Origin of the sequence: Virgibacillus natechei (assembly GCF_026013645.1) — a bacterium.
Taxonomy (GTDB): domain Bacteria; phylum Bacillota; class Bacilli; order Bacillales; family Amphibacillaceae; genus Virgibacillus_L; species Virgibacillus_L natechei.
In genome coordinates this window covers 347,193-361,647 of sequence record NZ_CP110224.1, presented here as the reverse complement: position 1 = coordinate 361,647, position 14,455 = coordinate 347,193, and the positions used below count along the sequence as shown (strand labels likewise).

The window sequence follows — 14,455 nt, the reverse complement described above, 5'->3', positions numbered from 1 at the left end:
TTTTCTTTTTACGGTTGATTATGCTCTCCCCACTGGCACATTTCCTGAATAACAGGCCAAAGTGTTTGCCCTTTTTCAGTAAGGCTATATTCAACCTTGGGAGGGATTTGCGGATATTCCTTACGAAGAACAATACCATCATTCACCATTTCTTTCAGTGTAGTGCTAAGTGTTTTGTAGGTTATTTTGCCTAACATACGCTGAAGTTCATTATAGCGTACTGCACCGTTTCTTGATAGATGATAAATAATTTGTAGCTTCCATTTCCCGCTTATTAAGGAAAGTGTATATCCAAAAGCAGGTTCTTGGCTGTCAGCAATATTAATTTTAGGTGTTTTCACGTTTATACTATCCTCCTAGATAGTATGCGGTAAAAAAGTGCATACTTGTTATTTGATTTATATCAACTATATAATACATTTAGTTTCATATGGAAAGGAATGTCCTATATGTTGGACAAGGTTTCCACCATGAAATGCTATATTCAAACAGCATCATTGCAGATAATGTAAGTTGGATTTTAAATGAGGATATACCTGATACATTTGAATGTACTGCGAAATTCCGTTATCGCCAACCAGACAATAAAGTAACAGTAGAACGGTTGAATGATTCCAAAGTTAAAGTCATTTTCCATGAACCGATTCGAGCTATAGCGCCTGGACAAGCAGTTGTCTTCTATCAAGGGGAAGAATGCCTCGGTGGAGGAACGATTAATCAAGTATATCGTGAGAATAAGCAATTAACTTATGTAGGTTAAAGAAGAAAGACTTAAAGCTGTCTCCTGTCGGTACAGACCCATTTTGAAGTAGCAAGATAATAAAATGATTGAAAATTAATCAGATAAAAATGGTGAAGGTAACTTCATTAAAACTTTATCGCTTGTGTAAAGACCGTTATGAAAGCATGTACAACATACTCTAATTTAGAATTGCAATACCTACAGCGATCGGTACAAAATAGGTAGGAAAGTATCAAACACTTCCTGCCTACTTTGTACGTTTCGATTGTATTGTGAACAGCTTCATTCCTTAATGACTTGCTAACTCTTTCTCTTCTAATTTTGTGATAGCCTCTATTGCCACCACTAAATGTTTTTCTTTAGGTTTTGAGGTGAATAGAGCATATTGTGCAGCTTTTCCTATTACCAATACTGTATCCCAGATTATTTTTGGTTCATTCTTCCATAGCTCATATCCAACACTCCAGGAAATCAAATACACCCAAAACGGATCACCAAATATCATAAATAGTATAGAGTAACAGATGAAAATGGATATTACTAAATTTGTTCCGCAATCCTTATGTGTCCTCGGTTGCTTTTTAACTTTTCCTAACGTTAAATTCGAATCTTTCTCGTAAGCGCTGGCAGCCATATGCTCTGCTGCATGATACTTCCCAATAGGAGTTATTTTTATGATAAGGCCAGCGAGAATTAAATAGCAAGCCAACATTACGAAGGTGTTAATTGGGATAGTGTATGAATTTGCGTTTCTGAATAATAAAAACTCCATTAGGAACAAGGTAAATACTAATGAAAATGGCTTCCAATTTTCGATTATAAGTTCGACTAGCATGGAGAAAGAACGAACAAAAGGTATCTTCGAAAGTGCAATAAATATTTTCTTGTCCCTCTTTTTCACTCTCGTTTCTGTCGTAATCTCCCCCTTCTTGAATCGGGATATTGCCTGATACTTTTCTCCAGTAAAACGCACAGAATTATAGCCTGCTCTTCCTCCATAAATTTCCAAATTCTATCCCTCCTAATTACTATAAAAACAATCAATTTTTTGAACTTCTTTTTTGATAGATCTTTTAGGTGACAGTAATTATTTTGCATCTATATGACTATGACTATTTTACCATATATTCCTAATATTTAAATCTATTTATTACTGATTGATCATTATTCACTGTGAGTAAATTTCAACCTTCGTATAGTTTCATAGGCTTTTGTAAATTTGTCAGCGTTTCTAACATGTCTTCATATTCTTCCTTATCCATACCATTTTCCCTATATCTACCTAAGGACACCAAAAAAGCACCCAATCGAATATAAGGTGCTTTCCCAATGTTATTATTCTATTTGACTGTTTTACTTAACCAGTATGTTAGTCCATCCCGCTCTTATTCCCTATCCACTCTACTAAATAGATAATCAACATCTACATCCTCAATATTTTGAGTCATTAACTTAAAACCCCAAATACTAGTTTCCTCCGATCACCAATGCACCGCGGCTCACAACCTATCGATCAGTTATGGATTAGGCTATCCCCACAGTTCCTGCGGTTAATCGTAATGCATTCAAACTTACAAGGAAACATCTTGAATTTTTAGCCAAGGCTGATTCTACCCCACTACCCTTCTTTAATCCACTTGTCGGTGATAAATGTAAGTAAATCCTTTAAAGTATATACAAGATCCCCATCTGGTTAAGAAAACCGATGGGGATTATTTAACGGGGTTACTTTAAAAGAAATAATTGGTCAAGGGTTAGATGTACTTGTCATTCTTCAGCTTTTCCTTTATAGTACTGTTTTTCTTCCTTTGCACTACTAAACGTTTTTTGTGTTGGATAGTGAGCTTTTGCAAGCGAACCACCACTCACATCTTTTACTGTATTAACAACAGTAAACGCATCTTCATCAACCTCACGGATCAATTTTTTTAAATAAAATAATTGCTGTTTTGGAACTGCAACATAAATAAGATTCTCATCGTTTCCATTCCCATCATTTTTACCTTGCAAGATTGTAGTATGAGCACCAAGATTCTCTCGAATAGAACGAGCTATTGATTCGCTATAATCTGAAAATATATGAACAATCTTTTTTGATTCAAACCCTTCTAAGACGTAGTCAGTCACTCGCTTTCCAATAAATAAAGCCACTACAGTGTTTAATGTTAGTATTGGACCAATAACGAATACACCACCCACAACAACTAAAGCATCTAACACAAAGTTTGTTCCTGTTATTTCCCAACCAAATTTATAGTTTAGCACTTTTGCAATAGTGGACGTTCCACCTATAGTACTTCCCGAACGAAAGATGAAACCAAAGCCAATCCCAGTAAATACTCCCGCATAAAGAGCAGCAAGAAGGGGGTCATTCATTGCAGACCCAAAATCCTCTAATACGAACAGAAATATTGAAAATAGTGGAATAGCAATAATTGATTTTATTATTATCGACTTAGGTAAGTAGCGATAACTAATTAATAAAATTAGCCCATTCGCGATGAAATTCACCAATGCAGGAGACCAACCTAATCCAAAGTAAAGTAAGAGAGATAACCCAGGGATACCACCCTCTGCGAGCGAATTAGGCATTGCAAATATTGCTACTGAAAAAGCAAAGAAAAACGTACCCATCACCATAAGTCCATAATCTTTCATATCGCACTTCCTTTTCCTCTCTCTAATTAATAATTAGTATATAAGATTTTATCTTATGTTGCACTAATTGTGTGAAACTTCACTGGTGTACGATACCCAAAAACATCAATTAGTTTGCCATGCTGTTTGATAAACTTACCCGCTACCAACACAGTATCAACGTCCTTAACTTTTGATAAGAAAACCATTGAGAGTGGACTATATATTAAAGACTGAAGCATGAATAATTATTGGGCATTTTCACAATAACACCTTTTGTTTTAGTATCACTTTACTCTAAGAACGCACATAAGATTTCGCTTTAATTAAAACAGCAAATGCGACCAGAAGCCCAGCGATGCCAAACCCAAGAAGTATAAGTTGAATGGAAACGTCAACTGCCACAAGCATACTCACAAGTCCATATGCGATAGGATCAAAACCATTCATGGCAAGAAAGATGATGCTCATGACTCTTCCCATTAAGCGGTTCTCTGTATTTTCCTGCGCTGCTGTGAAAAAAGGGATAAACACAAAGGAAATGGAAAAGCCAATGAGAAAAACAATTCCTGTTAAGAAAATGAGATTGGGCGCATAGCTGAATACAAGCATTGCTGCAAGCGCCGCAAATAAGCCAAGAAGTGATGTGAGGCCCCTGCGTTTGATTTGCACAACGCTTAAAACTCCTGTACTGGCAACCATTCCAAGACCGAGACTTACTTCCATGTAGCTTAAGTTAATAGGCGTTCCACCATGCACATCAACAAGAAGCGGAATCGCAATTTGCAGTGCTCCAAAAACAAAGAAATTGAGCGTAATCAACACAATCATGCCAGTAAGCAAGTATGAAGACTTGCGAACATAGGAGATTCCTTCTCGCAAATCTTTTAGCGGGCTTTGTTTGATTTGATTTTCGGCCGGCGCTTCTTTAATAAACGGCGGGAAAATCACTAATGCAGACAGAAACACTAATACCGTTGCAACCAAGTAACTAGCGGAAATGCTTACTGTTTCCATTAATAAGCCAGCGAAAATAGGGCCTACAATAAAGGAAACTTGGTCAACTCCTTGGAAATAAGCATTTGCTCGTTGGAGTTGGAATTTCTCTACTATTTTAGGGATCATAGAAGAGCTGGCTGGGCCATAAAAGGCATCAAGCATTCCAAAGACCCCTGCTAGTATAACCAAAATGCCAAGTGTCATGGTTTCGTTATGCACAAGCATAAAAATTGTAAATAAAAGCATACTCTGAGTCAGATTAGTGCCAAACATAATCGTTGTTTTTTTATATTTATCCGCGAGTATCCCGCCAAACACCATCATGAGAAGGCGCGGAAGCGTTGCTGCAATAAGGACAAGACCTAAGGAGCTGGCAGAGCCAAGGACTGTGACGACATACCAAGTGGTCGTCGTCAAAAACATACTAAAGCCAACGACGGCAAATATGCCAGCGATAAGTAATAGCATAAACGTGCGGTTGCGGAATAATGACTGTTGATTCATGGTAACTTCTCCTCTGTTGAAAAGGTTATAACGTTTAATGACACCCTACTTGATGTAATGTTAAAACCTAACGGTAGTACAAGCTAAGATTCTTTACATAAATAAAAAGGAAAGTTATAATAAGTGATGGTACTACCGATCGTTCGTTAGGAAATAATTATAACGAAACTTATTTTTGTTGTAAAGGAGAAAATAATGCATACAAAGGAAAAAATTTTAGCTAGTAGCATTGAACTGTTTGCGGTGAATGGGTATGCAGGAACGTCAATGGCGAAAATAGCGGATAAGGTCGGAATTAAAAAGCCTTCCTTATATGCTCATTACAAAAACAAAGAAGCATTATTTATCGATGTGACGAAGAAAATGGTGGATGAGTATGTTGAATTTGTAAGAAAATCGCTTGATGTGCAAGCACTGAATATAAAAACAGTGTTATATGAATCATTTAAAACACATGTTCATGACCTGGCACGAAATGATGCGAGCATCCAGTTTTATAATCGCTTCATGCAATATCCACCAAAAGGACTGGAAAGTGAATTGACAGCTTCTATGGAACAAAGTGAGGAAAAAGCTAGAATGCTTTTGGAGATTGTGGTTGCCAAGGGACAGACGTCAAAAGAAATAACAACGGAACTAAATGCAAAAAGTATAGCACGTACGTATTTCTGCTTGATTGAAGGGCTCGCGAATGAAACCACGATTTATACGCTCGAAGAAGTAGAACATCATGCCGAATCGGTTTGGAATGTGTTTTGGCGTGGAATCAGGATTAACCTGGAGTGATTTTCCCTATTTAGAAACACACTGATTTTCCTCGAAGTTAGTGAGCCATCGTATAGCTAACTGCAACGAGGGATCACAAGGATACCACTCTACCTACTTTTTTTCTTAACAAGAACCCAGATGTCACCATACATCCTCTTTATATTCTGATGTTTATTCTTACATCTCATTTAACTTTATCTTTCTACTTTCTAAGATGGCTACGCTGTCCATAACTTTATATGAACTGGAGTATTTGTCTTCCGTGAATGAAAGGAATATCCCGGTATTAAAATCTGTGGCAGATTCTTTAAAGAAAACACCGACTTCAACTTTTTTTCTGTTTTTTGTTCTGTGAGGTAATATTTTTCAGTTTCCCCTGTTGGTTCAAGAAAAGCGTACACACCTTTATTATAAGGCCAATCTTCATATGGAAAGGCAAAATCCTGGGATATAAAATGGAACTCTAAAAAAGGCATCCTCTTCATCAAAAAATTCGTATAAGACCCTTGAGTCATTTCCTCCCATCGGCTTTCTGCTACATGTGCCAACACTAACTGAGTAAATTCCGTATTTCTTGTGAATTCCTCTAAGAATTTAAAAGCCATTTTATAGTCCCTAAATTCTTTAATCTTGAAACCACTAGCACCAAAATCCTTACTGAGCTTTTTACTCTCTGCGAATATCAATTCCAGCTCTGGCTCATCAGAAATACCTGTATCAGAATCCATCAAGAAAAGCACGAGACATTATCGATGGAAGACCCTCCTTAATTATTGAAAATGGGTTGTGTAACCAATATGAAATGAAAAAGAATAGTTATAATCTGGATGACCTATATACTCAACTCAGAAACAAGGACATTACTGATATTTCAAAAGTTCAATTTGCAATGCTTGAACCTTCAGGGGACTTAACTGTTTTCGATGATCAATCCACTTTTAGTTTACCCCTAATACTTGATGGTGTTATTCAGAAAGAACAGGTTCAAATTATGGGTGTTAATGAAAAATGGTTAGATCAACAGTTAAAATCGAGGGGTTATACAGACCTAGCATCTATTTTTTTTGTAGTTACACGGACGGGAGCCTATACATTGAAGAAAAACAGAGATAACGGATGAGTAGTGATTCTCAGCTTTGCAGATTAGTGCCTATTCAGTCATATTAATCGCCATTAAAAGTTATTCCAGAAAATGGCCCAAACGCGACCTCTATCCCGGGCTCGCCAGTTTCGTCGTTTTTTATACTTTTGAAATATGGGAAGAAACCTAGCTTAAAAAAACACACCTCCCTACAAAAGATGTGAGATGTGTTATCTTATTTTACTATCTCTGCTAGTTTATAAATGCTCCAGCCAATAATTCAATCGCTTTTTTGCGGGCTTCCAACCCTGGCATAAGCGGTATTAACAGGACTTCATCAGCCTTGAATTGCCTAACCAAGGTATTTAATTGTTCAGTGACGCTTTCAATATCGCCCACTACCATCCGGATTCGATTCGTTTGAATGATCACCTTTTCCTCTTCCCTATATGTATAATTCCGAGCTGTTTCAACGGATGGAAATTCTTTCAAATGACCAAAGTTATCCGTTCCGAGCAGCCATAGATCTAAGGATTCTGCGTATTTTTCCGCTTGCTCATTCGTTTCAGCAACGACAACAAACGGGGCTATGGACACTTTGGGTTCTGGCATGAAAGATGAAGGGATAAATGCCTTACGATACGCCTCTGCTGCTTGGATACCAATTTTTAATTTATCAATACCTGCAAGTGGGAATAATCCAAACGTATAGCCAATTCCTAATTTAGCAGCCATTTTAGCACTTCTGATACTAGTTGATAACACCCACATCTGAGGAACGGTTGAAATAACAGGGTTAGCAGTAATTCCAGAGAAACGATGGCTTTCATCCACTTGATCGCTCAAATACTTGGTTAAATCAACAATACTCTGCTCGTACCCTAAGTTTAGCTGTTTATTCTCATTCAACGTCCGATTCACAATTGCCGTTCCTACCGTATTGCCTATTCCCAAATCAATTCGACCAGGATGAAACGCTTCGAGAATTCGAAAATTTTCAGCTACTTTATACGGACTATAATGCGGAATCATCACACCACCCGAACCGATACGAATCCGCTCCGTTGCATCTGCTAAACGCATCATGATTAATTCTGGCGAGCTACTTGCAAAAGCAGGAACGTTATGATGTTCTGCCATCCAAAACCGTTCGTAACCTAAGATTTCTGCTAATTGAGCTAGCTTAATCGTATCCTGCAAAGCTTTCCGGGCACTTGAGCCTTCATCAATTTGAGCATAATCTAAAATCCCTAATTTAACCAAGTTCACCCTTCTTTCTACTTCTCATGGGCTTATGCCTTTTCACTTAAGATAAAGCTGACTAATTCTTCTTTCGATAGATTTCCGAAATAATTAGCCAAATCCAACGGCTCTAACGCGTTTAATAAGTCTTCTCTTCTTAACCGTACCCCGACTAAAGCCTCTTCCACTTCTTTTATTTCTTTTGATCCGAAGAAGTCACCCGTAATCTGGATGGAAGCAATTTTAGCGTGCTTAACCGTTAAGCCGACACTAATCGTTCCAATTGGGAAACGTTCTGTTAAATGATATTCGAATTGGTTAAAGCGACCATAGTTCCAGTCCCAATTGTGGTATTTCTCAGCGGCAATTTTATCGACGCCTGCCCAATCCTCTGGTGTTAATTCATACCGCTTCGCTTCACTGACGTCATCAACTCCAAGCAATTGGCAAATCATATAATCCGTAAAGTCCCAGACCGTCATTTCTTGGTATTCCGGTGCTAAATAAGGACGGATTGATCCTACTCGACTACGGATGGATTGAATCCCATGTGCTTTAATTTTCTTTTGGTTTGGATTCAAGACAGACACAATTGCTTCATAATTAGGATCTAATAGTAACGAATACCCAGCATAAACGCGACCTTTCTGTAAAGTCATCGCAGAACCAGATATTTTCTTACCATCTAAAACTAAATCATTACGGCCTTTATGTTCTACATGATCTACACCTAAATTCTCCAGTGCTTTGACGACCGGTTCATATAAACGTGCATAGTTCCCATAAATGTCAGTACTGCCATCAAATAAGAAACAAAAACTCATATTACGATCATCGAGGTAAATCGCACCACCACCTGATTCTCGGCGAATGATTTTAATATCATGCGCATCCATATAAGGCTGATTTACTTCCTCATATGCATTCTGGAATTTTCCAATTTGAACAGCTGGGTGCATCATATAGGCGAACAAAACATCATCATCTAAGAAAATATGATCTTTCACATAGTCTTGTAAGGCCATTACCATTCCTGGATCATAAATCCATTCTCCATTACGCTTCGATTCAATTAAATACATACGCTACCTCCATTATTTATTCAGGTGCCACTGAATGTAAGACGCTTGCGATATCGTCATCAATTCTTACTGTTTGCGTGAGAATCTCTTGTGGAGTGAAGTAATCCTTCTGATTCATTGTCACAAACAATGATTTAGGGTTTCCTTTCGTCATTTGTTGAAATGGATGTTTAATAAATTGCGGCGTTGTATGCCCAACCCCAATTTCCAGAAAGAGTATTTTCTTCGCTTGGTTCTCTTCTAAGAATTGCTCGTAACGCGCTTTCTGCTCATGAAAATGATCATCCTCCACCATTCCTTTTACTTCATCACGTTTGTTCACTTCCATCACGGCCCCACATTTCGGACAATAGGGAACTAAATTTGCAGGTATCTTCATGTCCGATTGTTCCCGTACCATTTGGCGTATTAAGGCTTCATCATGATACGTCTGTTGATGACAATGCTCGGAACATTGCCATAGCCCGTACTCTCCTTGAATACGAAAGACTTTATCCATATCGAATTCGGCCGCATAAAACGCATTATCAGCATTCGTTGTAATAATATGATAATTTTTATCCGACATCATCTGGCGCAGATCAACATATGCTTGCCCGATTGGTTGATCAAAGAAATTCAACAAACTGAAGCGACTTTTAAAAGCCCAATATTCTCTCGCGTCCTCAAAATCAAAGACACTTGCTTGTAACATATCAAAGAAACGATACTTCGCAATAAAATCAGGAAAAGCGTCTGTAAACCTTTTTCCTACATATGTAAACCCAGTCGCTGCAGACATCCCTGCACCAATGCCGATGACAATTGCTTCTGCTTCTTCTATTACTTGATGTAAAAAATCAGCTTGTGACATGGATGATTCCATCGGTAATGCCTTCCAATGTGTTTGTATTTGTTCCATAACAATCTCCTATTCTTTTATCCCTAATAATGACTGATAAATTTGTAGGTCCTCATCTTTAAACACATTAAAGATAACGTTAAGCGTTGACCCGGTATCACGTAAATATGCTTCCACAGTCTGAATCGCAATCTCAGCCGCACGCTCGTTAGGGAAATTAAATTCACCTGTTGAAATACAGCAAAAAGCTACCGTCCCTTGTTGATGCTTATCAGCCAAAGCTAAACAAGAACGATAGGACGAAGCTAATAATTTTTCCTTTAGTGGGGTGACACCACGCTCGTCGATATAAGGACCGACGGTATGAATGACATTGTCCGCTGGTAAATTGTAAGCCTTGGTTATTTTTGCTTTTCCCATTGGCTCTCTTCTGCCTTGTGCCTTGATCACTGCATCACATTCTAACCTTAATGCTACACCAGCACGTGTATGTATAAAATTGTCAATACAGTCATGATTCGCTTGCGTACAACCCAGAAAATCACTATTGGCTGCATTGACAATCACGTCTACTGCTAGACTGGTAATATCGCCTTGCCATAAATAAATTTGCGGTTGTGCGTCTTCCAAATCATTCAATGAGGTTAATGGCCGTTCGGTATTCCACTGGGTTAAGAAAGCATCTTGAACCGCTATAAATTGTTCTGTTACTGGTTCAGGGGGGCGGACATTACACAGCCCCCGAAATAATGCTAATTTTTCCTGTGCATTATCCCTTTTGTACTGCATCACTTTGCCCATCGCATCTATGTTCTCGTTCAATAAATAGTCAATCAGATAATCTAATCTCGCTTCTTGATCCATACCCTACTCCTGTTCTGAAAAATATCTTGTAACACCTTCTAATTGATTAAACGCCTCTTCATCAACATCCGTTAATGTAATCATCCAATTATCTTCTGCTTTCGCTGAATTCAACAGTGCTGGTTCGCTTATTAATGCTTCATTTCGCTTAACAATTTTACCAGCCAACGGGGAAGCCAATTCAAGAACCGTTTTCGAAGCTTCTAAATTTAAAATAGTATCACCTGCTTCAAGCGTAACAGTATCAGCAACTATGTATTCAACAAAGCCAACTGTACCAATATCATCTTGTAACTCTGGCGTCATACTTAACGTATAATCATCACCGTTTTTCTCAATAAATAAATATTCACCACGTTTTTTCATTAGAAACCCCTCTTTCTTACGTAAATTTAAGCCTAATACATATACAGTGTATAACATTTATTGTAAATAATCTAACAAAATTTCTTATTTTACTTAAGTATTATTAGCGTCACGAATTAGTATAGAGTTTCACCATTTATCAAGCCATTATAACAGGGTAAAATCTGTATCAAATTGACATTGCTCTTAACCGGTGATAGGTTTAAATTAACATGAACAATTACACTTTACTACTTACAGAAATTGGGGATTATGCAAATGAAAACAACGGAACCATACAGACCTTTATTTGAGAAAATAGCTCTACCAAACGGTATTGAATTAGATAATCGTTTTGTCCTATCACCAATGATCACGAATTCTTCAACTGTGGAAGGTCATGTGACGCAAGAAGACTTGGCATATGCAAAGCGACGCGGGCGTTCAGCACCCTTACAAATTACAGGTGCTGCTTATATCGAAGAATACGGTCAATTATTTGAATATGGTTTTAGTATCGATGATGACCATAGTATCGAAGGACTTAAAGAACTCGCTCAAGCGATGAAAAAAGACGGTGCGAAGGCAATTATTCAATTAACACATGCAGGCCGTTTTTCCAAAATATCACTTAAAGACTTCGGTGTCGTTTATGGCCCAAGTGAAATGCGCTTAAAGACTCCCATTGAACATACCGTCTTACCGATGACCAAACGTAAAATCGGGCATGTCATTACCCAATATGCTGACGCTACCCGCCGTGCAATCAAAGCCGGCTTTGATGGTGTTGAAATTTCAAGTGCGCAGCGCTTATTAATTCAAACATTTTTTTCCACTGTTTCAAATCAGCGTGATGATGAATACGGAGCCCAAACTATTGAAAATCGTTCACGTTTTGGTATCGAAGTGATGGAGGCTGTTCAGAAAGTTATTGATGAAGAAGCACCTGCTAACTTTATTCTTGGATTTCGCGGCACACCAGAAGAAACACGCGGCAATGAAATTGGCTATAGTGCAGAGGACTTCCTTTATTTCATGGATCGAATCATGGAAGTGGCAAATATCCACTATTTAGCTACTGCAAGTTGGGGCAAGAACATTTATAAACAAACGATTCGCCAAGGTAAATTTAAAGGTGAAATCATGAATCAAGTTGTATACGAACATATCGCTGGTCGTATTCCAATAATGGCCACTGGCGGCATCAACTCACCAGAAAAGGCACTGGAAGCCTTAGAGTTCGCCGATATGGTTGGTGCGTCCACACCTTTCGTTACCGAACCTGACTTTGTTACCAAATTAAAAGAAGGCCGGGAAGATGAGATTAACTTGGGTTTTTCTCCAGACGAAATAGCCGATTTAGCAATTCCAGAAAGAGCCTTTAAAGACATTGTTGAATTAATGGATATCGGCGGATCGCTTTCAGAGTCCTCCCGTCATGAATTGAGAAAATTATATGAATAGTGGGGCGATTATTAAAAAACACCAATCCTTATTGAACTCATTTCGAGGTAAGGATTGGTGTTTTTTCTGAAATAATTTAGCTTTGCTTATAATCGATTTTATTTCATAGTTAACCCTGCGTTTTGATTATGATGTCTTGTTAAAAACGTTACAATCAGCAGTATTGCTATGGATAAAGGTAACCCGATAAAAATAGGATGTAAACCAAAAGGATGGCCTAAGACCTGCCAAATGACGGCTGTGACCAGACCTCCCCACATGGAAGCAACACCAGCGGCTTTGGTCACTCTTTTCCAAAATAAACCAAACATTACCGGTGCTAATAGACCTGAGACCGACATCGCCGTCCCAGTTACCATCAGGTTAACCAATCCTGGGACTGACAAGGCTAACACAAGCGCAACAATGGATACGATCAAAACAGAAATCCTACTGCAAATCAACATCTTTTTATTATTTAAATGTTTAAAATTTGGTCTGATTATATCGTTTACGATAGAGGAGGATCCTGCTAAAAGGAAGGAGTCCGCACTTGATATAACGGCCGCCAATAACACAATAATCATCACAACCACTAAAGAGAAGGGAAATACATCCTCAACAACACCATAATAAATGAGTACTGGATCAATATTTTCCAATCGTAAACCGTACCTGCTGAATACACCGATTGCAACAGCAATAGCGCCTATTAAAACAGCAATGATCATAGAAATCCAATATCCATTCCTTGCTGTCTTAACATTTTTTGCTGCCCAAACACGCTGCCAAAGATCTTGTCTAATAAATTGAAAAACGGCTAACGTCAAGAGATATATGAATATTTCACTTGGTTCGATATTCATAATGCTGAGCATATCTTCTTGATTATTAGTGCTAGCATATGCAGAAATTGATTCCCAGCCCCCGGCTACTATCAGCACTGTAATAAACAAGGCGATGACTCCCATTGTTAGAATTGTTCCGTGAATAACATCTTGCCAAATAACAGCTTTCAGTCCGCCAAAATAAGTTTTTAATGTTAACAATGCCCAGCCGATAAAAATTCCCAAAGTCACATTTAACCCGATTGTCAAATTCAGTATCGTGGCAATAGCAACAAACTGCATACCGGTCATGGCACAATAGGAAAACAATATACTAATAACAGTCGGAATACGAGCTTGTTTACCATAACGTAAGGAAGTATAGTCACCCACCGTGACCATGTTATGATTTTCCCCCAGGCTTCTGATCCGCTTGAGCAAAAATGATGCAAAAATAATGACGCAAAGGAACATCGTGATATGTATCCACTGCTCCCCCATTCCTAATATGTAACCATTCTCCATGTAACCTAATAATGTTGATCCGCCAACACCAGTTCCAATAAATGTTAAAATTATCGGAATAATCGAAACGGACCTGCCAGCAACATTATAATCTTCATACGTTTTCGTTTTCCGATTCATATATAAAGCCAATACAAACAGAAAAATAAAGTAAACAAAAACAATGACTGATAATATAATTCGTTCATCTCCACTAAACATATATAATTACTCCCACCTAAAAAATTTGAATAACATAGATTCAAATATCATTTTCTTCAAAATTAATTGACTTCTAAACATAAACGGTTTCCAATCTCACAGGTATATTCTGTTAGAGATAATTTCCTATAAATAACCCCTTCTTTCTATTACATCCCCATCTCCCTTCTATTTTTTAAATCTATCAGATATTTGTCTTGTTTGCTAGATTTCCACTTCCCATTAAAGGAACTCTATATTCGGTATCCTAACCAACGTAGATGCACACATAAAAAGAGAACCCCTTCACTGTTGGAGTCCTCTATGTTTTATACTCTTCACCGCTACATGTAATGACTTAATTTTGTATTTCTC

14 protein-coding genes and 1 pseudogene are annotated in these 14,455 nt (G+C 37.9%); 4 read left to right on the top strand and 11 right to left on the bottom strand.

All coding sequences use genetic code 11. The annotated features are described in order from the left end of the window. Positions 1-8: 8 nt before the first annotated feature. Positions 9-347 (bottom strand): winged helix-turn-helix transcriptional regulator, encoded by a 339-nt coding sequence (locus OLD84_RS02195; protein WP_209463185.1) that lies wholly within the window; start codon positions 345-347, stop codon positions 9-11. A gap of 83 nt (positions 348-430) precedes the next feature. Here OLD84_RS02195 and OLD84_RS02190 point away from each other — a divergent pair. Further along, positions 431-760 (top strand): annotated as a pseudogene (locus OLD84_RS02190) (aminomethyltransferase beta-barrel domain-containing protein); the annotation flags it as partial. Between the two features lie 271 nt (positions 761-1,031). Here OLD84_RS02190 and OLD84_RS02185 read toward each other — a convergent pair. The 3 genes from OLD84_RS02185 to OLD84_RS02175 form a co-directional block, all read right to left on the bottom strand. Next, positions 1,032-1,751: a DUF1385 domain-containing protein gene (locus tag OLD84_RS02185; protein WP_209463109.1), complete on the bottom strand. Its 720-nt coding sequence runs from the start codon at positions 1,749-1,751 to the stop codon at positions 1,032-1,034. A 758-nt stretch (positions 1,752-2,509) separates the two neighbouring features. Then, positions 2,510-3,400, bottom strand: coding sequence for a YitT family protein (locus OLD84_RS02180; protein WP_209463110.1), 891 nt, complete (start codon positions 3,398-3,400; stop codon positions 2,510-2,512). Positions 3,401-3,676: 276 nt separating this feature from the next. Further along, entirely contained in the window at positions 3,677-4,882 is a 1,206-nt protein-coding gene (locus OLD84_RS02175) for an MFS transporter (RefSeq protein WP_209463111.1), read from the bottom strand. Positions 4,883-5,077: 195 nt separating this feature from the next. On the opposite strand from OLD84_RS02175, the gene OLD84_RS02170 reads away from it, so the two are divergent. Continuing rightward, the gene (locus OLD84_RS02170) at positions 5,078-5,668 is read left to right on the top strand and encodes a TetR/AcrR family transcriptional regulator (protein ID WP_209463112.1); all 591 of its coding nucleotides are present in this window, start codon (positions 5,078-5,080) and stop codon (positions 5,666-5,668) included. Positions 5,669-5,868: 200 nt separating this feature from the next. Here OLD84_RS02170 and OLD84_RS02165 read toward each other — a convergent pair whose 3' ends face one another. Next, positions 5,869-6,378 carry a hypothetical protein gene (locus OLD84_RS02165; RefSeq protein ID WP_209463113.1) on the bottom strand — a complete coding sequence of 170 codons (510 nt, stop codon included), beginning with the start codon at positions 6,376-6,378 and terminating at the stop codon, positions 5,869-5,871. Positions 6,379-6,434: 56 nt separating this feature from the next. Between OLD84_RS02165 and OLD84_RS02160 the strand changes: the two genes are divergently transcribed. Continuing rightward, on the top strand, positions 6,435-6,770 hold the full coding sequence (locus OLD84_RS02160; RefSeq protein ID WP_209463114.1) for a DUF421 domain-containing protein: 336 nt from the start codon (positions 6,435-6,437) through the stop codon (positions 6,768-6,770). A 213-nt stretch (positions 6,771-6,983) separates the two neighbouring features. Here OLD84_RS02160 and OLD84_RS02155 read toward each other — a convergent pair whose 3' ends face one another. Genes OLD84_RS02155 through OLD84_RS02135 form a run of 5 tightly spaced genes read right to left on the bottom strand, consistent with a single transcriptional unit; the run spans position 6,984 to position 11,126 of the window. Continuing rightward, a complete protein-coding gene (locus OLD84_RS02155) occupies positions 6,984-7,994 on the bottom strand; it encodes an LLM class flavin-dependent oxidoreductase (RefSeq protein ID WP_209463115.1) in 1,011 nt (336 codons plus the stop codon). 29 nt (positions 7,995-8,023) lie between these two features. Beyond that, a complete protein-coding gene (locus tag OLD84_RS02150) occupies positions 8,024-9,055 on the bottom strand; it encodes a lipoate--protein ligase (protein WP_209463116.1) in 1,032 nt (343 codons plus the stop codon). A 16-nt stretch (positions 9,056-9,071) separates the two neighbouring features. Next, complete coding sequence (locus OLD84_RS02145) at positions 9,072-9,956, bottom strand: SIR2 family NAD-dependent protein deacylase (RefSeq protein WP_209463117.1); 885 nt, start codon at positions 9,954-9,956, stop codon at positions 9,072-9,074. 9 nt (positions 9,957-9,965) lie between these two features. Next, positions 9,966-10,760: a protein-ADP-ribose hydrolase gene (locus OLD84_RS02140; RefSeq protein ID WP_209463118.1), complete on the bottom strand. Its 795-nt coding sequence runs from the start codon at positions 10,758-10,760 to the stop codon at positions 9,966-9,968. Between the two features lie 3 nt (positions 10,761-10,763). Then, entirely contained in the window at positions 10,764-11,126 is a 363-nt protein-coding gene (locus tag OLD84_RS02135) for a glycine cleavage system H family protein (protein WP_209463119.1), read from the bottom strand. Between the two features lie 258 nt (positions 11,127-11,384). Here OLD84_RS02135 and OLD84_RS02130 point away from each other — a divergent pair, with 258 nt between their 5' ends. Then, on the top strand, positions 11,385-12,569 hold the full coding sequence (locus OLD84_RS02130) for an NADH-dependent flavin oxidoreductase (RefSeq protein WP_280953308.1): 1,185 nt from the start codon (positions 11,385-11,387) through the stop codon (positions 12,567-12,569). A 98-nt stretch (positions 12,570-12,667) separates the two neighbouring features. Here OLD84_RS02130 and OLD84_RS02125 read toward each other — a convergent pair whose 3' ends face one another. After that, positions 12,668-14,101 carry a sodium:solute symporter family protein gene (locus tag OLD84_RS02125; RefSeq protein ID WP_209463121.1) on the bottom strand — a complete coding sequence of 478 codons (1,434 nt, stop codon included), beginning with the start codon at positions 14,099-14,101 and terminating at the stop codon, positions 12,668-12,670. Positions 14,102-14,455 lie beyond the last annotated feature (354 nt).

Bases quoted from the DNA above. Each gene is read 5' to 3' on its own strand.
- OLD84_RS02180 (WP_209463110.1), bottom strand. From the start codon at position 3,400: ATGAAAGATTATGGACTTATGGTGATGGGTACGTTTTTCTTTGCTTTT.
- OLD84_RS02175 (WP_209463111.1), bottom strand. From the start codon at position 4,882: ATGAATCAACAGTCATTATTCCGCAACCGCACGTTTATGCTATTACTT.
- OLD84_RS02170 (WP_209463112.1), top strand. From the start codon at position 5,078: ATGCATACAAAGGAAAAAATTTTAGCTAGTAGCATTGAACTGTTTGCG.
- OLD84_RS02165 (WP_209463113.1), bottom strand. From the start codon at position 6,378: ATGGATTCTGATACAGGTATTTCTGATGAGCCAGAGCTGGAATTGATA.
- OLD84_RS02150 (WP_209463116.1), bottom strand. From the start codon at position 9,055: ATGTATTTAATTGAATCGAAGCGTAATGGAGAATGGATTTATGATCCA.
- OLD84_RS02145 (WP_209463117.1), bottom strand. From the start codon at position 9,956: ATGGAACAAATACAAACACATTGGAAGGCATTACCGATGGAATCATCC.
- OLD84_RS02140 (WP_209463118.1), bottom strand. From the start codon at position 10,760: ATGGATCAAGAAGCGAGATTAGATTATCTGATTGACTATTTATTGAAC.
- OLD84_RS02135 (WP_209463119.1), bottom strand. From the start codon at position 11,126: ATGAAAAAACGTGGTGAATATTTATTTATTGAGAAAAACGGTGATGAT.
- OLD84_RS02130 (WP_280953308.1), top strand. From the start codon at position 11,385: ATGAAAACAACGGAACCATACAGACCTTTATTTGAGAAAATAGCTCTA.
- OLD84_RS02125 (WP_209463121.1), bottom strand. From the start codon at position 14,101: ATGTTTAGTGGAGATGAACGAATTATATTATCAGTCATTGTTTTTGTT.